The organism is Bradyrhizobium sp. AUGA SZCCT0169 (genome assembly GCF_018130085.1).
GTDB lineage: Bacteria > Pseudomonadota > Alphaproteobacteria > Rhizobiales > Xanthobacteraceae > Bradyrhizobium.
The window spans coordinates 20,844-41,791 of sequence record NZ_JAFCMC010000050.1 but is presented as its reverse complement, the minus strand read 5'-3'; the positions used below and the strand labels follow the sequence as shown (position 1 = coordinate 41,791).

General features: G+C 57.5%; 22 protein-coding genes. 11 read left to right on the top strand and 11 right to left on the bottom strand.

Going from position 1 to position 20,948, the window contains the following annotated elements:
- Positions 1–118: 118 nt before the first annotated feature.
- From JQ609_RS32575 to JQ609_RS32560, 4 genes are all read left to right on the top strand, one after another.
- Positions 119–1,090, top strand: coding sequence for a tripartite tricarboxylate transporter substrate binding protein (locus tag JQ609_RS32575; protein WP_212276722.1), 972 nt, complete (start codon positions 119–121; stop codon positions 1,088–1,090).
- A 566-nt stretch (positions 1,091–1,656) separates the two neighbouring features.
- Entirely contained in the window at positions 1,657–2,109 is a 453-nt protein-coding gene (locus JQ609_RS32570) for a (2Fe-2S)-binding protein (RefSeq protein ID WP_212276721.1), read from the top strand.
- A 2-nt stretch (positions 2,110–2,111) separates the two neighbouring features.
- Positions 2,112–4,430, top strand: coding sequence for a xanthine dehydrogenase family protein molybdopterin-binding subunit (locus tag JQ609_RS32565; protein ID WP_212276720.1), 2,319 nt, complete (start codon positions 2,112–2,114; stop codon positions 4,428–4,430).
- A gap of 53 nt (positions 4,431–4,483) precedes the next feature.
- Complete coding sequence (locus JQ609_RS32560) at positions 4,484–4,747, top strand: hypothetical protein (protein WP_212276719.1); 264 nt, start codon at positions 4,484–4,486, stop codon at positions 4,745–4,747.
- A gap of 89 nt (positions 4,748–4,836) precedes the next feature.
- On the opposite strand, the gene JQ609_RS32555 is transcribed toward JQ609_RS32560, so the two are convergent.
- Together JQ609_RS32555 and JQ609_RS32550 are read right to left on the bottom strand one after the other, a co-directional pair.
- A complete protein-coding gene (locus JQ609_RS32555; protein ID WP_212276718.1) occupies positions 4,837–6,564 on the bottom strand; it encodes a methanol/ethanol family PQQ-dependent dehydrogenase in 1,728 nt (575 codons plus the stop codon).
- A gap of 72 nt (positions 6,565–6,636) precedes the next feature.
- Positions 6,637–7,230, bottom strand: coding sequence for a Rieske 2Fe-2S domain-containing protein (locus tag JQ609_RS32550; RefSeq protein WP_212276717.1), 594 nt, complete (start codon positions 7,228–7,230; stop codon positions 6,637–6,639).
- Between the two features lie 368 nt (positions 7,231–7,598).
- Between JQ609_RS32550 and JQ609_RS32545 the strand changes: the two genes are divergently transcribed.
- Positions 7,599–7,895 carry a hypothetical protein gene (locus tag JQ609_RS32545; RefSeq protein WP_212276716.1) on the top strand — a complete coding sequence of 99 codons (297 nt, stop codon included), beginning with the start codon at positions 7,599–7,601 and terminating at the stop codon, positions 7,893–7,895.
- Positions 7,896–8,202: 307 nt separating this feature from the next.
- On the opposite strand, the gene JQ609_RS32540 is transcribed toward JQ609_RS32545, so the two are convergent.
- Positions 8,203–8,559 carry a hypothetical protein gene (locus JQ609_RS32540; protein ID WP_249128701.1) on the bottom strand — a complete coding sequence of 119 codons (357 nt, stop codon included), beginning with the start codon at positions 8,557–8,559 and terminating at the stop codon, positions 8,203–8,205.
- 104 nt (positions 8,560–8,663) lie between these two features.
- Here JQ609_RS32540 and JQ609_RS32535 point away from each other — a divergent pair, with 104 nt between their 5' ends.
- Positions 8,664–9,653, top strand: coding sequence for a hypothetical protein (locus JQ609_RS32535; RefSeq protein WP_212276715.1), 990 nt, complete (start codon positions 8,664–8,666; stop codon positions 9,651–9,653).
- 306 nt (positions 9,654–9,959) lie between these two features.
- Here the strand turns inward: JQ609_RS32535 and JQ609_RS35410 are convergent, their stop codons facing one another.
- The 6 genes from JQ609_RS35410 to JQ609_RS32515 form a co-directional block, all read right to left on the bottom strand.
- Positions 9,960–10,688: a hypothetical protein gene (locus JQ609_RS35410; RefSeq protein ID WP_249128699.1), complete on the bottom strand. Its 729-nt coding sequence runs from the start codon at positions 10,686–10,688 to the stop codon at positions 9,960–9,962.
- A 6-nt stretch (positions 10,689–10,694) separates the two neighbouring features.
- Complete coding sequence (locus JQ609_RS35405; RefSeq protein ID WP_312014923.1) at positions 10,695–10,949, bottom strand: recombinase family protein; 255 nt, start codon at positions 10,947–10,949, stop codon at positions 10,695–10,697.
- Positions 10,950–11,053: 104 nt separating this feature from the next.
- On the bottom strand, positions 11,054–11,614 hold the full coding sequence (locus JQ609_RS35400; RefSeq protein ID WP_249128697.1) for a recombinase family protein: 561 nt from the start codon (positions 11,612–11,614) through the stop codon (positions 11,054–11,056).
- A 109-nt stretch (positions 11,615–11,723) separates the two neighbouring features.
- Entirely contained in the window at positions 11,724–12,026 is a 303-nt protein-coding gene (locus tag JQ609_RS32525; protein WP_212276714.1) for a hypothetical protein, read from the bottom strand.
- Between the two features lie 463 nt (positions 12,027–12,489).
- Positions 12,490–12,930, bottom strand: coding sequence for a DUF5681 domain-containing protein (locus tag JQ609_RS32520; protein WP_212039111.1), 441 nt, complete (start codon positions 12,928–12,930; stop codon positions 12,490–12,492).
- Between the two features lie 84 nt (positions 12,931–13,014).
- Positions 13,015–14,385 (bottom strand): site-specific DNA-methyltransferase, encoded by a 1,371-nt coding sequence (locus JQ609_RS32515; RefSeq protein WP_212276713.1) that lies wholly within the window; start codon positions 14,383–14,385, stop codon positions 13,015–13,017.
- Positions 14,386–14,935: 550 nt separating this feature from the next.
- Here JQ609_RS32515 and JQ609_RS32510 point away from each other — a divergent pair.
- From JQ609_RS32510 to JQ609_RS32500, 3 genes are read left to right on the top strand one after another with little or no spacing between them, the layout of a single operon-like run.
- Entirely contained in the window at positions 14,936–15,274 is a 339-nt protein-coding gene (locus tag JQ609_RS32510; RefSeq protein WP_212276712.1) for a DUF3489 domain-containing protein, read from the top strand.
- The gene (locus JQ609_RS32505; RefSeq protein ID WP_212276711.1) at positions 15,271–15,753 is read left to right on the top strand and encodes a DUF2924 domain-containing protein; all 483 of its coding nucleotides are present in this window, start codon (positions 15,271–15,273) and stop codon (positions 15,751–15,753) included. The genes JQ609_RS32510 and JQ609_RS32505 overlap by 4 nt, the downstream gene beginning before the upstream one ends.
- Positions 15,743–17,224 carry a recombinase family protein gene (locus JQ609_RS32500; protein ID WP_212037192.1) on the top strand — a complete coding sequence of 494 codons (1,482 nt, stop codon included), beginning with the start codon at positions 15,743–15,745 and terminating at the stop codon, positions 17,222–17,224. Before JQ609_RS32505 ends, JQ609_RS32500 begins: the two co-directional genes overlap by 11 nt.
- Before the next feature lie 370 nt (positions 17,225–17,594).
- On the opposite strand, the gene JQ609_RS32495 is transcribed toward JQ609_RS32500, so the two are convergent.
- Positions 17,595–17,876: a hypothetical protein gene (locus JQ609_RS32495; protein ID WP_212276710.1), complete on the bottom strand. Its 282-nt coding sequence runs from the start codon at positions 17,874–17,876 to the stop codon at positions 17,595–17,597.
- A 105-nt stretch (positions 17,877–17,981) separates the two neighbouring features.
- On the bottom strand, positions 17,982–18,221 hold the full coding sequence (locus tag JQ609_RS35960; RefSeq protein WP_409411217.1) for a DUF6894 family protein: 240 nt from the start codon (positions 18,219–18,221) through the stop codon (positions 17,982–17,984).
- A 1,515-nt stretch (positions 18,222–19,736) separates the two neighbouring features.
- Here JQ609_RS35960 and JQ609_RS32490 point away from each other — a divergent pair.
- Positions 19,737–20,051, top strand: coding sequence for a hypothetical protein (locus JQ609_RS32490; RefSeq protein ID WP_212276709.1), 315 nt, complete (start codon positions 19,737–19,739; stop codon positions 20,049–20,051).
- 656 nt (positions 20,052–20,707) lie between these two features.
- On the top strand, positions 20,708–20,884 hold the full coding sequence (locus JQ609_RS32485) for a hypothetical protein (RefSeq protein WP_212276708.1): 177 nt from the start codon (positions 20,708–20,710) through the stop codon (positions 20,882–20,884).
- The last annotated feature ends 64 nt before the right edge of the window (positions 20,885–20,948 follow it).

The following is a 20,948-nucleotide window of genomic DNA, read 5'->3' as shown; positions in this document are numbered from 1 at the left end:
CAGCCGCAGCGCTTATGCCGTCGGCAGGCGCGCATCGAAATCAAACCGACGTCTGCGTGTGCGGCCTCCCGTGCGGCTCCGCAGGGACTTCGCACGCCAGCAGTTTTGGGAGGCCGCAATGAAAGTTCCACGCCGTCAATTCCTGCATCTGGCAGCGGCCGCTGCCACGCTTCCGGCATTATCCCGGTTCGCTAGCGCGCAGAGCTACCCGACGCGACCGGTGCACCTGCTCGAAGGCTTTGGCGCCGGCGGAGCACCTGACATCGTCGCGCGATTAATCGGTCAATCGCTGTCGGAGCGACTTGGACAGTCATTTGTTGTCGAGAACCGCAGCGGCGCTAGCGGCAGCATCGCAGCTGAGGCGGTCGTGCGGGCATCCCCGGACGGCTACACGCTGCTGTTGGCTACCGCAGCAAATGCGATAAATGCGACCATGCTCAAGCTTAACTTCGACCTCATCCGCGATATCGCGCCGATCGCAGGTATCGTTCGTGTGCCGTTGGTCATGGAGGTCCACCCATCGGTTCCCGCCAAAACGGTCGCGGAGTTCATCGCCTACGCGAAGGCTAATCCCGGCAAGGTCAATATAGCGTCATCCGGGATCGGATCTCTGCCGCACGTGGCCGGCGAAATGTTCAAAACGATGGCCGGCGTCGATCTCTTTCACGTGCCTTATCGGGGCTCGCAGGTATTTCCTGCCCTTCTCACCGGCGAAGCGCAGCTCTATTTTGGCCCGCTACTCTCATCGATCGAATATGTCAGGGCCGGCAATTTCCGCGCCCTGGCGGTAACGACGGTGGCACGCTCGCCAATATTGCCGGACGTTCCAGCTCTGGGCGAAACCTTGCCGGGTTACGAGGCAAGTGCATGGTTCGGTATTGGCGGTCCAAAGCGCACGCCGGAAGAAGTCATCGAAAAGCTGAACAAGGAGGTCAACGTCAGCATCGCCCATCCGAAACTCCAAACGCGGCTTGCCAATCTGGGCGGCACGATTCTTGGCGGGTCGCCCGCCGACTTCGCCAAACTGATCTCCGACGAGGTCAAGAAGTGGAGCAGGGTGATTTTGGCGGGCAATATGAAACGGGAATGAGCAGCAGCGGGCCGCCGCACTGCGGGATTTAGGCCGGCCTATGTCCGCTTCGAGTCATTCGCGTCGTTCTGACTATCTGACGGAGGCTTCCGGTCCACCCCGATTAGCGGACGTTCTCAGCGTCGGTCGGCACGTCTCAAAGGTGCCCAAGAGCGGAAGTCGATCAGCGTGTGCCCGGCATGTCACCTCCTAACGTTTGATTTGGTCCTCCCAGTCCTCCCACAGCACTGGGACTATACCGCTGAGGCCAATGATCTGCGGCTGGGCTGCTGCGTAAGGGCTCCTGACCAAAAAAAGCCCGCGCTTCGAGGAGGGCCCAGCTCCTGCAAAAGCAAACAAGGCATTGTGAATTCTATTCGCCCAGCTTTGTTGTAGCTTCCTGAAACTCCCTTGAATAAAGCAATAGTCAAAAAGAAGGGTGGGCCCGCGAGGCAGACATTCAAACAGACCTTACGGTGCAGTCTGCAGTTTCTCAGCGAGGTCAGTTTGCTTGAGATCATGCAGGGATCTCTGGGAAACAGGTTCTCGCTCACGACACCAGCAGCTTATGAAGAGCGAGGGACATCATGATCAAATTGAAGATCAATGGTCAGGAACAGAACTGGGACGGCGACCCGGATCTTCCATTACTCTGGTTTCTCCGCGATGAAGCCGGCTTGACGGGCACGAAATACGGCTGCGGCCAGGCTCTGTGCGGCTCATGCACTGTTATCGTCGACAAGCAGGCCGTTCGCGCCTGCATCACCTCGGTTTCTGACGTGGCCGGCCGGGAGGTTACGACCATCGAGGGCCTTCATCCGACTGGCGATCACGCGGTCCAGAAAGCCTGGCGTCAGCTTAATGTCCCGCAATGCGGCTTTTGCCAGACCGGCCAAATCATGCAGGCCGCAGCACTCCTCATCGAAAATCCAAGACCGAACCACGATCAGATACGCGAAGCGCTGGCGGGCAATATCTGCCGTTGCGGCTGCTATCAACGCATCGAAAACGCAGTCCATCTCGCTTCGACGGGGGTGTGATCATGAACATCATCACAAATCCCAAAAAGCTCCGTGGCTTTGAGCGATACATCAAGGTCGACAACGTTTCACGCCGTAGCGTCCTCAAAGGCCTCGGGCTAGCCGGCGGCTTCGTGCTCGCCGCACCCGTGATGTCACGCCCCGGCTTTGCCGCGTATCAGACCGGCGCGGACAAGATGCCGCACGGTACCGTGGTGAACCCGCGCGTGTTCGTCTCGATCGCACCGGACGGCATTGTCACAATCGTCGCACACCGCGCCGAGATGGGAACCGGCGTCCGCACCAGCCTGCCGATGATCGTTGCCGAAGAGATGGAAGCCGACTGGTCGCGCGTTCGCATCCAGCAGGCGCTTGGCGACGAGGTCAAATTCGGCAACCAGGATACCGACGGATCGCGGAGCACGCGGCACTACCTGATGCCGATGCGCCAGATCGGCGCCTCGGCCCGCACGATGCTCGAAGCCGCCGCGGCAAAACGCTGGGGCGTGCCGGCCACCGAAGTGAAGGCGGTCAATCACGAGGTCGTCCACAGCGCGAGCGGACGCCGCATTGGCTTTGGCGACCTGGCGGCCGATGCCGCCAAGGAGTCGGTGCCGAGTGTCGAAGGCCTGAGGCTGAAAGATCCGAAGGATTTCCGCTATCTGGGCAAGGGCCAGATCAGCATGGTCGATCTCCGCGACATCACGGTGGGCACCGCGCGTTACGGCGGCGACGTTCGCCTGCCCGGCATGAAATACGCCGTCATTGCCCGCCCGCCAGTGACCGGTGGCAAGGTCGTGTCGTTTGACGGGGCCGAGGCGATGAAGGTTTCCGGCGTCGAGAAAGTCATGGAAGTTAAGGGCTGGCCGTGGCCTTCAAAATTCCAGCCGCTCGGCGGGGTCGCGGTGATCGCGCGCAATACCGGCGCGGCGATCAAGGGCCGCGACGCCTTGAAGATCGTCTGGGACGACGGCGCCAACGGAAAATACGACTCGGTCACCTATCGGACCCAACTCGAGGAAGCCGCACGGAAGCCCGGCTTGTTGGTACGCAAGGAGGGTGACGTGGAAGCCGCCTTGAAGGGCGCCGACAAAGTGATCGTGGGTGAGTACTATCTGCCGCATCTCGCCCATGTCGCCATGGAGCCGCCGGTTGCAGTCGCGGACGTCAAGGGCGACAGGGCAGAGATCTGGGGGCCGGTGCAAAGCGCGGGCGGAACGCGCGAGGACGTCGCCAAAACGCTTGGCATTCCCCAGGAGAATGTCACCGTCAACGTCACCCTGCTCGGCGGCGGCTTCGGGCGCAAGTCGAAGTGCGATTTCGCCCTCGAAGCGGCCCTGCTTTCAAAGGAGCTCGGCGCCCCCGTAAAGGTGCAATGGACGCGCGAAGACGATATTCGCAACGGCTTCCTGCACACCGTCTCGGTGGAACGCATCGAGGCCGGCCTCGACAAGAGCGGCAAGGTGACGGCGTGGCGGCATCGCAGCGTCGCGCCGAGCATCGCCTCGACATTTGCCGCCGGTGCGCGGCATCAGGCGCCGTTTGAACTCGGCATGGGGCTGGTCGACATGCCCTTCGAGATCGCCAACGTCCAGTGCGAAAATCCAGAAGCGGCCGCGCATACCCGCATCGGCTGGTTCCGAGCCGTGTCGAATATCCCGCGCGCCTTCGCGGTGCAGTCCATGGTCGCTGAAATCGCCCATGCCACCAACCGCGATCAAAAGGACATGCTGCTGCAACTGATCGGCTCCCCGCGGATCCTCAAACTCGACTCGGTGAAAGACCTCTGGAACTATGGCGAGCCCTATGACAGCTATCCGATCGACACCGCCCGTCTTCGCAAGGTCGTCGAGCTGGTCGCAGACAAGGGCGGCTGGGGGCGGTCCGTCCCCAAGGGACACGGGCTAGGCATTGCCGCGCACCGCAGCTTCGTCAGCTATATCGCGACGATCGTCGAGGTAGCCGTTGACGACAAGGGCAAGCTCACCATCCCCCGAGTCGATACCGCGATCGATTGCGGCACTTTCGTCAATCCGGAGCGCATACAGTCGCAGATCGAGGGTGCCGCGATCATGGGCCTGAGCCTCGCCAAACATGGCGCGGTTACCTTCAAGGATGGCAAGGTGCAACAGGGCAATTTCGACGATTGCCCATTGCTCCGGATCGACGAATCTCCTGCCGTAACGAACGTCTACATCGTGCCTGCCGGCCCCGACACGCCGCCCAGCGGCGTTGGCGAGCCGGGCGTGCCGCCCTTTGCGCCCGCGCTGATCAACGCGATCTTCGCCGCGACCGGCAAGCGCATCCGCGCACTGCCGATCGGCAAGCAATTGGAGGCGTAAGGGGAACGTTAGGCCGCACGGGCCGTTTTCCGTGGCCGAGAGGAGTCAGATCGATGAAACCCAATCCAACGGCGCTCGCGGTGTCGCTACTGTCGAGCGTGCTTCTATTGAATGCACAGGCGGCGACCGCTCAAACGACATCGCCGCCGAGCGCAACGGCAACGCGGCCGGCAACGACACCGCCGGGGCAAACCTCGATGCCAAATGAAAGCCCGCCGGCCACGACAACCCAGACCACCGGCGAAGCCAGTCGCGATCCCGTGGTAAAGAAAATGAACGAGGACGAAAAGCAGAAGGTCGATACCAAGGGCAAATAAGCAAATAAGCCAAATTGAAAGCGGCGGACTTTCGTCCGCCGCTTTTTCTTGCCACTTCGTTGCCGTCTTCGCGCAATTACCTTTGGCTGTTACTTCTTGAGGGCAAATACCCAGACGACGCCGCCTTGCGGGACGTTGTTCTCGATACCGATGTTGTTGGTCGTCAGGGCATCCTGGATGCGCTGGGCGTCTACACCCCACCCAGATTGGATGGCGATATACTGAGTGCCGTCGACTTCGTAGGCCACCGGCATACCCACGATGCCGGAATTGGTCTTCTGCTGCCATAGCAGTTCGCCTGTCTTTGAATGAAAGGCGTGGAACATCCGATCGTTGGTACCTCCGACAAAGACGAGGTCGCCAGCGGTGGCCGTCACCGAACCAAACAGATGCGATCTGGGGAAAATATGCGACCAGACCTTCTTTCCCGTGGCCGGATCCCACGCCTGCAGCTCGCCAAAATGAGTAGCGCCGGCGCGAACCTTCAGACCGATATCTTCGGGCTTGGTCCCGAGCCAAAGCTGACCGGGAACCAACGGTACCTTCTCGCCGGTAAAGCCGCCGCAGAAATTCTCGTTGGCGGGCACATAGACAAAGCGGGTCTTCGGACTATAGGCCGCCGACGGCCAATCCTTGCCGCCCCATAACGACGGACAGAACTCAACCCGCTTGCCAATAACCGGCTTGTGGGCCGGATCGACAATCGGCCTGCCCGTCTCGGGCTCAATGCCCTTCCAGACGTCGGTATAGACATAGGGCCAACCGGCCACATACTTGATGCTGTCCGGCTTGCGCTCGAGTATCCAGAAGATCGCGTTGCGTCCCGGATGGATTAGGCTCTTAAAGATGCGACCATCCCTCTGCAGGTCGACCAGTATTGGCGCCTCCACTTCGTCCCAATCCCAGGAATCGTTCTGATGGTACTGGAAATAGGTTTTGATTTTACCGCTATCGGGGTCGAGTGCTAGCACCGAGGTTGTGTAGAGATTGTCGCCGGGGTGAGTGTCTCCCGGCCAAGGTGCGGCGTTGCCCACGCCCCAGTAGATGGTCCTGGTGTCGGGATCGTAGTTGCCTGTCATCCACGCAGAGCCGCCGCCGGTTTTCCAGTCGTCGCCGCTCCAGGTATCATGGCCGGGCTCACCTGGGCCGGGAATGGTGAAGGTCCGCCACAATTCTTTGCCGTCATTGGCATCATAGGCGACGACGTAGCCCCGTACGCCGAATTCACCGCCGGCGGCACCGACAATAACCTTTCCGTCGACAATCAGCGGCATCAGGGTCAGGTACTGACCCTTTTTGTAGTCCTGGACTTTGGTATCCCAGAGGACTTTGCCCGTTTTGGCATCGAGCGCGACCACATGGTCATCCGTTGTAGCCAGGTACAGCCTGTCTTGCCACAATCCCACCCCGCGGTTGGTCGGGTGCAATTGGAAGAGATCGTCGGGGAGCTGACGTTTGTAACGCCAGTACTCATCGCCGGTCTTTGCGTTGAGGGCGATCACCTGGCCCTGTGGGGTCGCGACGAACATCACGCCATTGTTTACGATCGGCGGAGCCTCGTGACCTTCAAGCACGCCGGTCGAAAAGGTCCACGCCGGTACCAGGTCTTTCACGTTCGAGGTGTTGATCTGATCGAGCGGGCTGTATCCCTGGCCGTCGTAGGTTCGGCGATAGAGCATCCAATTGCCGGGTTCCGGGTTCTTCAGGCGGTCGGCTGTCACTGGGGTGTATTTCTCAATCGGGCCGGCACCGGCAGCGATTGAAAACAGGCACGTGGACGCGACAAAGCTCGACAATAGCCATTGCTTCATGCTCATAGACGCTACCTCCCTGTTTGATTTCTTCCTTTTTTATAGATGTGCGGCATCCGATGCGGGCGGCCGTCACGTTCATCCTCCTTGCTGTACTCCTGCCTTTCCAATGAATGTTCCAGCGACGGTGAGCGAACCGTCGGCCGCCGCCAAGGGAAGTGCCGCAAGGCGCCGCGGCGCCGGTCCGAACACGACTTGCGCGCTTTTCCGGGGGTCGAACTCGGAATTATGACAAACGCATTTAAGGACGTCCTTGTCGCCCTGCGCTGCCTTCCCCCAAGCCGTGATGGGGCACCCGGCGTGGGAACAAATCACCGAATACGCAACGATCCCGTCAGCCGCCCGCGCGCGCGTGTCGTCATCAAGTTCGGCCGGATCAAGCTTTATGACCACCACCTCATTAAGCCGCGAGCCCTTGCGGATCACCGAGGTTTTGGGATCCTTTGGCCAGGCGCGCACGAACGGTCCGCCGGGCTTTAGATCCTGCGGCTTGATCACTTCGCCCGCATTATCCCCTTCGGCGAAGACCAGGACGTCGGCTTTTTGCGGTCGCAGGTCGCTGCCAGGCCGCTCCTCCTCGGCAGCGACCGGTGCTGGCGCAGCCGCGTGCACCGCGGTGGCGAGGGCGGTCAGGATAATGGTGCGCCGCGTCTGATCTGAAGGCGATGACATTTTCGTCTCGCGTTCTGCACTGATGCTTTCGGGCGAACGTAGTGTGTGAAGGTATGTCAAACTGAACTCGGCCAAAAGAGGCAGCGGACAAATTTTGTCACATGCGGCTTTATCTTTTCTCCGAAGGCCACTGGATACTATCTGACGCAATGGCAGCAAATTGCATGCCGCGTTTCAGGCACTGCGCGAGATCGGCAAGCCCTCGCCGCCTGAAAGCTGCAGTCATGGGAGGCACCAAAGACGAGCTGGGACGTTGCCGCCGCAGGTGCAGGACTTTGACGCGCTTCAGCGAGATGTTCACAATTCTCCCAGGAAACCAACTCAATCTCGCGCGTTGTGCGGAGGGGAAAACCATAGGAGGATAGCTCATGCGAACCTCAATTCTCGCCATCACCGTCGCTTTTGGAACCGCCATCGCCGTACCGGCACTGGCTCAGCAGTCGCCGGCGCCTGGCCAGCCGCAGATGCAATCTGACAAACAGCTGCAGGAGGAAGCGGACAAAGGCATCAAGACCCGCGACTCCGGAGAATCCGGATTTGTGGGGCAGCAGGAAAAGCCGGGTGCTTCCGCGCATCCGCCCGGCCAACCCGGCCAGACAACGACGGGTTCGGGCGCTGGTACGAGTGGCAGCCGAGGTTCGGAGACTGGCGCCAGTCCGCGCTAGCTCTGAGTTTCAGCACGCGACGGTACGAACGACGTCCGGCTTCGCCGTTTCCGTTGCAGGTCGAGCGTAGGGAGCCTCGAAGGTTGAACGGCTCGCAATATGGCCGTTGTCCTTCGAGCCAGCTGCTTTGCGGTCTCTCTAGGGAGGACGGGGAGCAACTGTGTTTTTGACGTAGACCTGTGATCGGCTGGCCTCAAGGCTGGCGCTGCGCGCCACCGCCTTCGGCGGCTTGCGGCCTTGACCCCATCCGCTCACCGGTCTGTTGGCTTTGCAGGCGCTCTGCCATAGGTTGAGCGCGGTCGGCTCGTCAGCCTGGCACATGAAGATTCGCATCCCATTTTTGACGTCTCGCGATCATGGTGTTGAGGATGACGATGAGCTTACGCATACAGGCCACGAGCGCGACCTTCGGCTCCTTGCCTTTGGCGATCAGGCGGCGATAGAAGTCTTTCACGGGGTTGTGCTGGGTCGCGGCCCCGAGACAAGCCATGTAGAAGAGATTGCGGACCCTTGCGGCGGCCGCCCTTGATGTGGCGCTCGCCGCACCGGCCGCCGCTATCGTCATCGTAAGGCGCCGCGCCGAGCAAGGCAGGGCAGCCTTGTTGCTGATCTGGCCCAGCTCCGGCATCCTCGCGATGATCAGCGTCCCGCTTCTTAGTTGCATGGCGGCCCGGCGCTCTGGGCGCTCACGACCGGATGTATATTGGGCGCCGCCGTCGCCGGCGTTCTAACAAAGCCTACTGTCTTTTTGTACTTTAGATTTTGACTATGAAGCGAAGTCCGGAGTTCATCTACATAGCATTCGTTCTTCTTGTTGCTATCGCTGCAGGTGTAACAACAAGATTTATGGCATGGTCGTTCGACGCCTTAGGATGCGCTCAACACAGGGCGCCCGGCACTTTTATGGCCTATTGTGGTTCCACGCAGTACGGTGACTACGAGCATGGCGGCTTCTATTTCGGACTTGAGAGCGAAGCCATTGCGAATCTAAAGCGAGCTAAAGTGCTGTTCCTCGGCAGCAGTCTCACCCAAGTTGCCTTTTCAACTGACGAAGTGAATAGCTATTTCCGAGCACGTCATGTCCCCTACTACGTGATGGGGTTTGGATATGACGAGCGATTCGATTTTGCACTCGCGTTGATCGAGAAGTATCAGCTTAAGCCGGACGCTATAGTTATAAACGCAGATCCGTTCTTCCGCGGCAACACAACCCGTTTTGCTGGTGAACTGCTTACCAAGACAACAGATATTCCGACGGCGATAGGGCAAATTCTAGCTTTGACTAACTCGTTGGAGAAGAAGCTCTTCAGCTTGATACGATGGCAGATTTGCCGCTTTCGTTCTTTATGCAACTTGAAGCATCTTGCTATCTATCGAGACAATACCAATGGAGCCTGGATTTGGCGCGACCTGTACACGTCCGATGAGTATGGACATCTCGCGGTCGATCTCGCGCGCCGCCAGGTCGAAGAATTGCCGAAGCCAGAAGACTTAGTTAAAGCTCGCCGATTGATCGAAGTCACACGGGTTCTGCCAGGTTGCGTGATCTTAACCGCTATCCCCAATTCGATTATAGATGCCGAGGCCTTCGTAACCGACTTGGCGAGCGCTCTAGATGCGAAAGTTATGTTGCCCCAAATCGATGACCTGTACACATGGGATCACTCGCACTTTACGTGGTCCAGCGCGCAACGCTGGTCGGCAAGGTTCCTAGGCGAAGCCGAATCGACTCTTCAGCGCTGCACGAAAATCCGCTAGTGATCGTATCTGCTTGCGCGTTGTGACGCCCGCGGGGCGAATTTAGAGCTTGCGCCGGGCGCCGCAGAGGCTTCAGCAGCAGTATGGACGGCTTGAGTTAAATAAATTCCGGAAATCCGAACATTCTGCTTGCCCCGTCGGGCAAATCACTGGTTTATGAAGCGCTGGTCCAGCAGTCGCATACGGAGCCAGCGATGTCCGAGAATCTCGATAGGTCTTCTGAATTAGTCGAAATATCCAAACTAAACGGCAGCTTCAAAAGGAACTACGGGACGTTCATCGGGGCTTATCTGTATTTGCGCTCCCTCAATGCCGCGCGCGGTCGGTCTTTCCTTTGGCCCGGGTTGATTTCAGTGGCTTTTTCCGTTGCGCTGGCCTGGCTGGCGAAGCACGGCCTGGCTTGGTTACACGCCGGATGAGTGTTTTCACTAGCGCATCGAAGGTTTCGAAACTCTCCGGCCCATGACGCAGGCGGGCCCTTTCCGTAAATCTCATCAACGATCCCGTCACGTCCGCGGTTCGAAGTAAAAGATAGTCGAGCACAGCTTCATTGCGCTCTCCCAATCTGACGGCGATGATCCACCCCTCTGGCGTGCCAACTCGGCGCTTGAGAGACCAATGAGGTGAAAATGTTTCCCGCTCTCCCCCACGCCACCGAGCCAAGAAAAAGGACACGCCCTCCTTGTTCGCGAGCAGGCAATTCGGGCCGCCATCGGAAATGAAGCTAACGGATGCCTTTCGGAACGCATCAGCTAGCTGAGCGGCAAGGCCGGCAAATAGGTCCAGCCAACGCTGGCGGGAATCAATGTGGTTGCAGTCGCGCTTGGAAGTATAGCCGATCAGGCCGTAGGCCTCGCGCAGGCTGCCGAAATGATCCATGTAGGTTTTAGCGCAGGGAAGGCCCACGGTTCCGTTGATGATCGCGGGACTAAGCCGCCCTCGTTTCAGCAGCGTTCGACGCAGGCGCGTCAGCATCTCTGGCTCCGAAATGTCAACGCGACGGTCCAAGATTGCGTTCTGCGCCTTGAAGAACATGTCTGGCTAACCGATTGGTTCAAGACAGCCCTCGCTCCTGATCCAAAGGTCGCGCGGGTTGTTTACTTTCTTTTCTCGCAGCTTACACGATTGGCGATTATAGATGAGATTTCCGATGTAGTTTTCGTTCCTAAGAATCCTCCCGATTAGAGCGCGATTCCATGGCACTTTCGAATTAGTGGGTATGGCTTTCAGATTGAGCTCTCGCGCAATTGCCGTTTCGGACTTCAACTCAAGGAACTGTTGGAAAATCCACTTCACCACCGCGACCTCGTCGGCTGTGCCGGGTCTGAGCCTGACATGGTCGGTGATAAGATACTTGCGATCGCCGTCGTTCAGTATCCCCTTTGACTGCAGCTTCTCATCTACCAATTCTCTCGGAGAGCATAGCCGGTCGACCCGCCAGACCTGAACCCCATTCGCACAAACCGGGACGCACCAGCGTGAACTTTTACGGATAGCTCGCGGCTATACTCTGCCGCCATCACCCTCTTAAGGTTCTTGACGATGCTTGAGAGCATGCTGCCATCATTGTCGAACTGCTCGGCGCAGTACGCGACTTTGATGCCCGCTTTCTTGCAGACATACTCGTAGTGAGCGCTCTCATCGACGTCCTGAAATCGTCCCCATCGGCTTACATCGTAGACAAGGATGTGCGCGAAGTCGGCGCGGCCGCTGCTAACATCGTCGAGCAGCTGCTTTAGACCAGGTCTGTTCTTGAGCTGAAGTCCGCTCTCACCTTCGTCGGGATACGTCCGAACAATCGCCAGATTGTGAGCATGCGCGTATGCCCCAATGACAGCCGCCTGATTCTGGATCGAGTATCGCTGCCTGTCGGTCGACATGCGAACGTATTGTGCAGCACGAAGGCCGCTTTGCGACCGTGGCAGTTGGACGTTTCGGACTACAAGGGCATTGGCTGCCATCGTTAGGCTCCCTCTCCGTGTGGAGGCGACGCCGTCGATGGCAGGCAAGATGACGAAATTGCGTTTGTCCGCCCTTACGAAATCCGGGCGATATTGACCGCAATTAGGGTTAGTATTGCCGAATATTGGAGGCACCAGATGTCGGACCCAGGCGGTTGAAATACTCATCACCAATGCGATCCACACGGCTTTCATCAAGTATCCCGAAGGCGACGGCGGTCCGAACCTGGACTATGAATGGATAGCGCCAGACCAAAGCGTCCATATTGCCAAGGCAATCCTTCAGGACCTGGCGGCAAACGGATATCAGGTCGTAAAGAAGGGCAAGGTCTAGCCGTTCGAACCCGGATGCGTTGACTGCGGCAAGCCCCGATTCAACACGGGTGCCCAGCGTGGCGAATTCATAAACCAACAGCGCTGGTCAGCTTTGGTTTACCAGTCCCGTTGAGCTTCACGGCCGAGCCCATGTCATGTTGGCTCGCAGATCGAGGGCAAACTTCGATAGGGAAAGCGTCAGGGTCAGGCCGCTAAACGCGCCTGACCCGCCATTTTTCGGGGAATGCAATGCGAGCGAAGAAGACGCCACCGAAGTCAAAGCGTAACGGGAACAAGTCATTCAAACGTCGGCCCGTGTCTCACCAATGATATTGATGGCCACGCGAAACCTGATCAACATGATCACGGTCGGTGCGACCTCGGGCGCCGTTCTGCTCACCCTCTTGGCGGCCAAGCATTTTTGAGAGGGCGCGGGTTCGCGTATTAGGTGTTACGGAATAAGTCGGCCAGTGGCCGCACTCCGACCCCGCTCGATCACGCATAGCTTACTGTCGGCTCTGCGCCTCGCATTCCATAACCGCTCATTACGCGAATCCGCGTCACTTCTCCGGACCCTCCATATCGTCCTCGGGAAACAGTGGCAGCCCCGCCAGCAATCTTTCACGCATTAGATCCAATTTCCTATTCAGCTCCTCCCCGGCGTCCGAATCCTGTTGATACTTCGCTTCCAAGTCCGCTTGGCGTCCGCGCTCGCTAAGTGGTCCACCCATTTCGAAAATTAGTTTAATCGATCTGAAGTCGCCACTCGCTGCCTTGTTTACAAGTTGTTTCATTACCGCCTCGGACTTTGGAATGGTTCGTCGAGATCCATTTTCGTTGATTGTCACTCGCTCATCTAGAGCTTTCGCAAAGCGGTCGAGCAACGATCGCGTGCCCTTGGGACGCCCCTTCGGGTTTCCAGATTTGCCCTTCGAAAATTGGCTACGCCGAGGTGGGCGGCCGTATCCGATCTCGTAGTCTTTTCCTTCTTTCTTAGTCATGGCGGTCCTTTCAATCCCAAGTCCCTCACGGGATGGCTTATTGAACTAGAGGGTCCTAATGTCGTTAGTTGAATTGGTTAGGTCTTAATCCTCAATCGCCTCGAGCTCCAGTTGTTGAAACGCCTTGTTGTCCAAGACGCGGTGGGCCGACAGTCCAGTCAGATTTTGCCACCGCCGTATTGCAGTATCGACGTAAAGTGGATCGAGTTCGATGCCACGGCAGACACGACCGGTACGCTCCGCTGCTAAGAGGGCAGTCCCGCTCCCGAGGAATGAATCCAGTACGATATCGCCGCGGTTGGAACAGTGGAGGATTGCATCCATCACTAGATGAACTGGCTTGGCAGTTGGATGCAGCGCCAAAAGATCATCGCCTCGGCGCGCTTGGGTGTTGGCGCTATCGTAGTTCCAGACGTTAGAACGGTGCCGGCCATGTTTACCGAGCGCAACATTGTTGACGTGAGGCGCGGTACCAGCCTTGAAAACGAAAATGAATTCGTGCTGTGAGCGGTAAAGCGATCCGAGACCAGCGGTGTTTTTAGCCCAAACGCAAATATTCTTTAGGTCTGAGTAGATTCGTTTTCCGGCTGCAAGTAATTCTGCCGCGCCATACCAACCCATACAAATATAGTGAATGGCGCCGTCCACGCTATGCCGCTCCAGCAGAGTGCACGCACGCTGCAGGAAATCAGTAAATTCCGAGCTGCTGAGTTCACCAGAAGCCTGAGCAAACTCGCGATGCCGAGTTTTACCTTTACCTGAAACAGGTCCATCGATCTTGATGTTGTACGGGGGATCCACGAATATAACATTAGCTCGTTCACCGCGCATAACACGTTCAAACGAAACTTCAGATGTGGCGTCGCCGCAGAAAACCAGATGTTTACCGATGCGCCAGAGGTCCCCAACACGGCAGATGGCGACCCCTGTGGTCGCATCTTGTAGTCCATCCGCCTCGGACATAGCGATTGAATTGAAGTCCTGAATAACCAAGTCGATCTCGGGAAGGCAGAAACCCGTAATTGAAAGATCAAAGTCGAGATCGATATCCTTCAGCGCCAGGAAATTTTCGGCTAACAAGCGCTCATCCCAGTGAGCGTTCAACGCGAGCTTGTTGTCAGCAATGCGCAATGCCTTTAGCTGAGCCGCAGAAAGATGACGAACCTCAATGAGCGGCACCTCAGTCATACCGAGGTACTTCGCTGCGAGAACGCGGCCGTGGCCTGTCACCACATTGCCAGTTGCATCCACAACAATGGGTATGAGAAAGCCAAACTCGCGAATGCTATCTGCAATTTGATTGACCTGTTTTGGCGAATGCTGCCTAGGGTTGTTCTGGTCCAATATGAGTTCGGTCACAGCTCGGTATTGAACTTGAATTTCGATGGGTCGAAGATTGCTCTTAGTGAGCCTTGTATTGCCGGGGGTTTCTGAATTGACGCCCGAGTCCTTCATGACTTGTTCCTTTCGAACACGTTTCTTTATCGACTAAGAAGTCGAAAAAGTACTCAACCGCGCTTAGGCCGTGCAGAGACGACGGCATTGCCGAGGTCCGCCCAACCGCGCACGATGAAGGAAACTGATGAAAACGCCTGTTGCGAGGACTGCGGTGGCCACCAAATAGGCGGCTCCATCTCGCGGAGGACTCACTGAACGCAAAGGACTCCCCTAACATGAGGGAATATCGAATCTTGAAATCTTTGAAAAGGAGATTTGCGCATTTTTCGATTCAATATTTGTTTGGCCCGCTGTTCGCGGACATGTGGATATTAGGCATTAGTTCAAGTTTTCGTGCCGCCTAACGACTCAGATAAGCAACAACATTGCGCAGAATTCGCTGGACTTTGGCTGCCCGTAGAGCGTCACTCGGCAATGAGCTTCCTGCTCCAGGCGCCCAAATCGGAATCGGTTGCAGCGCTCTTCGCTTCCAGCCCGCTATGGCAATTCGCGGGCTTGTGTCAGTGGCAGCACCGTGTGTTGCCGGCTAACATAAGGAAGCGTCAAAATGACTATCAAAAAATCAAAATTAGGATCCCAAAGCATCGCGCGAAAATTTCGTGCGGGCTCGACGTCGCAGCCGATTAAATCGAAGAAGAGTTCATCGAAAGCAACATCAACCAAATCAACTGGTGTCGCATCGAAGCAAGAAGTCGTCCTGGCATTGCTACGGCGGCAAACCGGTGCGACCATTGCAGCGGTTATGAAGGCAACGGATTGGCAGCAGCATTCAGTCCGCGGGTTTTTTGCCGGGGTGATCAAGAAGAAGCTGAAGCTCAACCTCACCTCCGAGAAGATAGACGGCGCGAGGATATATCGGATCATCCGATCGGGTACGTCCTCATGAAATCCAACAATGGTGCAAATGGAGCCGACCCAGCTGTTGAGGCTGAGCTGGGTCGGCTGACGGTGATGCCGATAGTCAACCTGAGAAAACGCTACCGCGAGCTGTTCCGAACTGAACCGCCCAAAGCGTTCGGTCCCGACTTGCTCCGCCGCAGCATTGCTCACACGATTCAGGTGAACACCTACGGCGACCTTCCCCTCCCCACCCGGCGGTTTCTTGCCCACATGGTGAAAACCGCCTCCGCAAGGCCCAATGGTCGGCTGGAGCTACCCCAACGGATCAAGCCGGGGTCAGAACTGGTGAGAACCTGGAACCGCCAGACGTATCGAGTCACCGTGATGGCTGACGGCTTTGTCCATGCCGGTAAGACCTACACCAGCCTTTCCGAAATCGCTTTTGCCATCACCGGCACGAAATGGAACGGCCCGCGCTTCTTCGGGCTCCGCTCAGCGCGACAGGAAACTCCCGATGGCAAATGACGCCAAGGTCCTTCGCTGCGCCATCTACACCCGGAAATCCACCGAACACGGCCTTGAGCAGGAATTCAACTCGCTGGATGCTCAGCGCGAAGCCTGCGAGGCTTACATCAAGAGCCAGGCATTTCAGGGCTGGAAGGCTCTGCCCCAGCAGTACAATGACCCAGCATTCTCTGGGGGCAACCTCGACCGCCCTGCCCTGAAAAGGCTTCTTGCCGATATTGAAGCCGGCAAGGTCGATGTGATCGTGGTCTACAAGATCGACCGCCTCACTCGCTCCCTCGCCGACTTTGCAAAGCTGGTCGATGCCTTTGACGCCAAATCGGTCTCGTTCGTGGCTGTCACCCAGCAGTTCAATACGACCACGTCCATGGGTAGGCTTACATTGAACGTGCTGCTGTCGTTCGCCCAGTTCGAGCGGGAGCTGTCAGCTGAGCGGGTCAGGGACAAGGTGGCTGCCAGCCGGCGCAAGGGGAAATGGACCGGCGGCACGGTGCCGCTGGGATACGCCACTAAAGACAAAAAGCTGGTTATCGACAAATCGGAGGCGGAGACCGTTCGGACGATCTTCAGGCTCTATCTGGAGCTGGGATCGTTCAGCAAGTTGGTAGCCGAACTCGATCGCCGAAAGATTGTCACTAAACGCCGCAGCACTAAGGTCGCGAAATATCAAGGCGGCATACCCTTCACTTATGGCCCACTCGCTTACTTCCTGAAGAACAGAATCTACATTGGAGAAACCCATCACGGGGGAAAGTGGTTCAAAGGAGAGCACGACGCAATTCTGGACCCGCCGACTTTCGAGCGTGTGCAGGAATTGCTGAAATCCAATACCGTGAAACGCAAGGTCAAGTTTTCTGAGAGCGGTGCGCTGCTCCAGAGCAAGCTCTTTGACGATAAAGGTAACCGGATGGGGCCAAGCTTTTCGAGCAAGAACGGTGTCCGCTATCGCTTCTATGTCAGCACCGCGCTACGCGGGCGCAGTCACGCGGCCGGCTCCGTCACACGAATCTCGGCGCCTGAGATCGAGGGCTTGGTCGAGACCGCGCTCGGCGAAAAGCTGCAGCTCGATCAGGTCGAAACTATAACCGTGTCCAGCAATCGGATCCGGTTGGCGCTCAATCCGATGGGTGGAAAACAGCGCTCGATCGATATTCCCTGGACTCCAAAACCGAAGGGTTCAACAGAAGTGAATACTCCGCCGACCATCAAGATTGATGAAAAGCTCATCAAGTCGATCGTCCGGTCCCACGTATGGCTCGCCGAACTTTCCAGCGAACGTCAGCCAACCATCGAAGCGCTCGCTGCAGAAGCCAATCTCCACCCGAAGGTTATCCGCCAAGAACTGAGGCTGGCATTTCTGCCGCCCGACCTGACAAAGGCAGCTTTGGAGGGCGAAGCAACCATCGAGCTGAAGCAGATCCCAAAAACTCTGCCCCTATCCTGGCATGAGCAGCATCGGTCGATCGGCTGAAATTCGGCTATCGAATGTTATGGAACATCCGGGACGCGATTTGACCGACTCCGCCTTGGGCCGAGTAACGGATTTCTACTCCGTGGGTTGCAGGTTCGAATCCTGCTGGGATCGCCAGTAAAAGTCCTTGCGGGACAGGGACTTTTGGCAATTCCGGTTTGTTCTTTGAGCGAAATCCGTGCTGCTACGTGTTGCGAGCCGATACTAGCAAAATCAAGCCCTTACGGATGGCTACCAAGGGTTCCGAGCAGCACGGAAACAGCATGGCATCTTCGTGATTTGTTCTGGGTCCGACGCCGATCCCGATTCGCGTTTTCGATGCCCTCGCCTGTCTAATCCGTATGCGTACTTCAGCGTTCGCGAATACCCTTCAAAAGTGCATAGGAACCCCGGCCGCCGCATTCCGTTTACCCGGCATCACCGGAAGGGAATGCGCCGTGATCGAAATACAGAGGCTCGATTCGTATTCAACCGCAGCACGCATCTGTCTTGGCGTCGCAATCTTCAGCACCGCCCTGCTCGTCACCGTGCTTACGCGCGCCTTTGTGCTGTAATAACCCACCTTCGCACCATCGGCACAGGACGAGCCCCTCGTGGCCTCCACTGCAAAGACAACGATGATGCGATCGCCAAGGCGCATCAAATTGCGCATGCGATGGCTTTTGAAGTCGGCGAAACGCCTCGTTGCCTTGTCGTAGTGGACGACGAAGGAAACGATCTCTGTAAAGTGCCAATCGCCCCAGCGCCCTGAATTGGGTCAATTCAGTCGGCTTATTTGGAATTCCAGCCTGGCATGCATTACCTCGCCTAGCTCGTCTCTGACCCAAATCGTGATCTCCGATACCGTCTGCCCAGTGTGCATCAAATCCCGCCCTAAGTTGCAAAGTGCCAGGCCGGCTTCCACACGAGCGGCATCGAGGTTGGGAAAGCTCTCGCCTTCCTCATCAACAGACCGGGGCGCGCCCCCTATTTGGATGTCAAAAAAATACAGACCCATGCAAGGCAAGACCCCGACCTGGAAATTCGTTCCGAGGCTTGCCTCCCGTTTGGAACGGCGCCCAGCGTCTTGAATTAACCCATGTCGTTTCGCCCCCCTGCGCGCCGTAAAACTTGCGATGGTTGGAAATAGGAACAGGCTTTGGACAGAGGAAGATGATCGCAGGCTGCTTGAATTACGAGACAGCGGGAGATCATATCTTTCGATAGCAGTGGCCATGAGACGCTCGGCCTCCGCGATTAAAGATCGTCTGTGGATTGTCCGGGCCCGGGCGAGATCCGCCCAAAACTCGCTGAAGACCGATGCATAGCAGCTCCAGCTCCGCTTAGCGGATCACCGACAAAAAAATGAGCAACCCGATGCCGCCGAGGCCAATGGCAATGGCGCTGATAAGATGTTTGGGCCGCGGCGTTACTTCGAATTTCATGCGCGCTCTCCAATAAGCGGATGCACAACAACAGGTCGATGAACGCACTTGTTTCGTGACAGAACGATGAAGTTGACGTACACGGCGCGAGGGTTCCAGGTGGCCGAATGTCATCGTAACGAACCTTTTCCAGGTTCCCGCACTTGGGTAGAACGGGCTGGGCAATCAGTGGGGTGCGTAATGACGGGACACACTCGGTTGGCGATAACACCGCGGGACCGCTTTCTTGAGGCGGCGCAAAAGGAGCTTGCGGCTTTCGAGCAACGCGAGCGCGAGTTTTCCAAGAAGGAACGGAAAGAACGGGCTGCTGCGATGCAGATGCCTGTCGAGAACATCAGACTAAGCAGTCAGGCGGGGGCGCCTGTAACAAAACGGTCACGAACCGGAGGTAACAATTGAAGCTCATCCCCCGTGGATGGACATCAAAAGTTAAACTTAAGCCGCCCTTCGAGGCGGCTTTTTCTCTTGGCGAAGCATCGCGCCCGCGCACCCTCGGCGCAAACGGCCCCGGCGCGCGGGGGACGCTATGCTGCACCAAGGCCGCCAACCCAGTGGGGGTTTTCTCCCGGTTGGAGGTTAGGGGCATACCGGGTGCGCAGAATCGATTCCTTCAGCGCCGGTTCGTTCCGGTGATGCCGCCGCGAAGTAGCCGGGCACGCCACTATCTGGGGTAGGTTGAAATAGCGGGGCCCGGCTACTCGGCCGCACGGCGGTTGCGGCACATCATCCAATGTCTGATTTCTAAATTTGTTGTAAAATCATCATCTAAGCAGAATGATTTAATGTTCTATTTGAGGGTGCAACCCAACGAAAAAACCCGCAAACGCCCCAGCGCAATGCGCCGGCTGGCGTCGCCGGGATTGTATTGGCCGGCCAATCTCGCCCGTCCGGTGGCAATCCCGGTGGCAGTTTCGACGCTCTCGCCCATCTAAGTCGCTGGCTAGTTACCGCGACAAATTTCCCAGGAACGATATAGGTCCTGACAGCGTAGGAATCGGGTGGCGTCTATGTACTGTCACCGCGGCTCCAGCTCTTTGCGCCGTCATCTTTGACTCCCAGGGCTGGAGCCCGCCCGTGCGGAGCTGTGTATGCGTCGGTCGCCCTCGATGGTGCCGGAAGCCGGCCAGGATATCTACCTGGTGTTGGACGACTTTGGCGGACGCCTTGGCCGCGCATGGCGCGAGACCGCCGAAGAGGCTACCAACCACGAAACGCTTATCCGCGACCTGATAGACGGTCAGTATCGCTGTCCGGCGCGTATCGTCGCCCTCAATACCGCCGAGGGTTGGTCCCGCGACGTGACCGTGGAGGTCGCCGACGAGCTACGTCGACGCGTTGCCGAGTTCGATGAAGTGCCCGCTTCCGTGCAAGAGTTCTTGCAGACCGAATTCACCCGGCGATGATGCTCTCATTTCGACAATTCCTAGGGAGATAACGTCTCGGTGAACGAAACCGATTGCCCTCCCCCACGCAGTCGTCCGGAAACGAAGCCGGAGGAATCTCATCGCCACTGACAACAGGGGATTTTCGAAATGATTGCTCTCACAATGACCGCCATTTTCGCCGTCTGTGCCGGAACCTTGATCGCGCTGGCATCAAGCGATTTCGGCCCCGAATTAGTCCTCGCCGTTGTCAGCCTCGTATAAGGGTCCGTTTGAACGGGCAAAGAAAAACCCGCGGTAACTGCCCCCGGCGGATTTCCTTACGCAACTCTCGCGGGGGCTTTGAGGGTCTGTTCCGCGGTTGCATTCATGATCCTCGTAGATGGTTAAACAATCGCAAAGCCTGCGGGCGTCAACCGGCTGGCTTGTTGCTATTCGGCCTTGGCCTCGAGATCTTCGCGCAGCACGCGGGCACGTTCTCTGATGGTCGTCACGTTCGCCGCAGTGTGGGTCAGTCGTTTCTGCTCTCTCTCTGATCCCGTTCTGCCTGCAGCCAGAACTCCACGGTGTTCCAGAATTAACCTCTGCGGCGAACATCAAGCTTAACACGCGAGTTTCGTTGCGGCCGATCTGAACAGGGCTAGCGTGGCTGCAAAACGAACAGAGGGCGGACTTCCATGCACGCTTACAGAGCGTACCTGATCAAACCGGACGGCCACGTTACCTTTCGCGTTGACCTCTTGTGCGACAACGACGAGGCCGCGAAAGAGCGCGCCAAGCTGCTTGTTGACAGCCATGCTGTAGAGCTGTGGGACGGCCCGCGGAAGATCGCACAATTCGAACCGCTGCACTAGGTCGCAATGGCGCCCGCCGGCGTTGAACCGGCGGCCCCCTAGCGTTTCCGCTTGGCTGAGCCGC

Coding starts and splice junctions, on each gene's coding strand:
- JQ609_RS32575 (WP_212276722.1), top strand. CDS start 119: ATGAAAGTTCCACGCCGTCAATTCCTGCATCTGGCAGCGGCCGCTGCC.
- JQ609_RS32570 (WP_212276721.1), top strand. CDS start 1,657: ATGATCAAATTGAAGATCAATGGTCAGGAACAGAACTGGGACGGCGAC.
- JQ609_RS32565 (WP_212276720.1), top strand. CDS start 2,112: ATGAACATCATCACAAATCCCAAAAAGCTCCGTGGCTTTGAGCGATAC.
- JQ609_RS32560 (WP_212276719.1), top strand. CDS start 4,484: ATGAAACCCAATCCAACGGCGCTCGCGGTGTCGCTACTGTCGAGCGTG.
- JQ609_RS32555 (WP_212276718.1), bottom strand. CDS start 6,564: ATGAGCATGAAGCAATGGCTATTGTCGAGCTTTGTCGCGTCCACGTGC.
- JQ609_RS32550 (WP_212276717.1), bottom strand. CDS start 7,230: ATGTCATCGCCTTCAGATCAGACGCGGCGCACCATTATCCTGACCGCC.
- JQ609_RS32545 (WP_212276716.1), top strand. CDS start 7,599: ATGCGAACCTCAATTCTCGCCATCACCGTCGCTTTTGGAACCGCCATC.
- JQ609_RS32540 (WP_249128701.1), bottom strand. CDS start 8,559: ATGCAACTAAGAAGCGGGACGCTGATCATCGCGAGGATGCCGGAGCTG.
- JQ609_RS32535 (WP_212276715.1), top strand. CDS start 8,664: ATGAAGCGAAGTCCGGAGTTCATCTACATAGCATTCGTTCTTCTTGTT.
- JQ609_RS35410 (WP_249128699.1), bottom strand. CDS start 10,688: ATGTTCTTCAAGGCGCAGAACGCAATCTTGGACCGTCGCGTTGACATT.
- JQ609_RS35400 (WP_249128697.1), bottom strand. CDS start 11,614: ATGGCAGCCAATGCCCTTGTAGTCCGAAACGTCCAACTGCCACGGTCG.
- JQ609_RS32520 (WP_212039111.1), bottom strand. CDS start 12,930: ATGACTAAGAAAGAAGGAAAAGACTACGAGATCGGATACGGCCGCCCA.
- JQ609_RS32515 (WP_212276713.1), bottom strand. CDS start 14,385: ATGAAGGACTCGGGCGTCAATTCAGAAACCCCCGGCAATACAAGGCTC.
- JQ609_RS32510 (WP_212276712.1), top strand. CDS start 14,936: ATGACTATCAAAAAATCAAAATTAGGATCCCAAAGCATCGCGCGAAAA.
- JQ609_RS32505 (WP_212276711.1), top strand. CDS start 15,271: ATGAAATCCAACAATGGTGCAAATGGAGCCGACCCAGCTGTTGAGGCT.
- JQ609_RS32500 (WP_212037192.1), top strand. CDS start 15,743: ATGGCAAATGACGCCAAGGTCCTTCGCTGCGCCATCTACACCCGGAAA.
- JQ609_RS32495 (WP_212276710.1), bottom strand. CDS start 17,876: ATGCGCAATTTGATGCGCCTTGGCGATCGCATCATCGTTGTCTTTGCA.
- JQ609_RS35960 (WP_409411217.1), bottom strand. CDS start 18,221: ATGGGTCTGTATTTTTTTGACATCCAAATAGGGGGCGCGCCCCGGTCT.
- JQ609_RS32490 (WP_212276709.1), top strand. CDS start 19,737: ATGCGTCGGTCGCCCTCGATGGTGCCGGAAGCCGGCCAGGATATCTAC.
- JQ609_RS32485 (WP_212276708.1), top strand. CDS start 20,708: ATGCACGCTTACAGAGCGTACCTGATCAAACCGGACGGCCACGTTACC.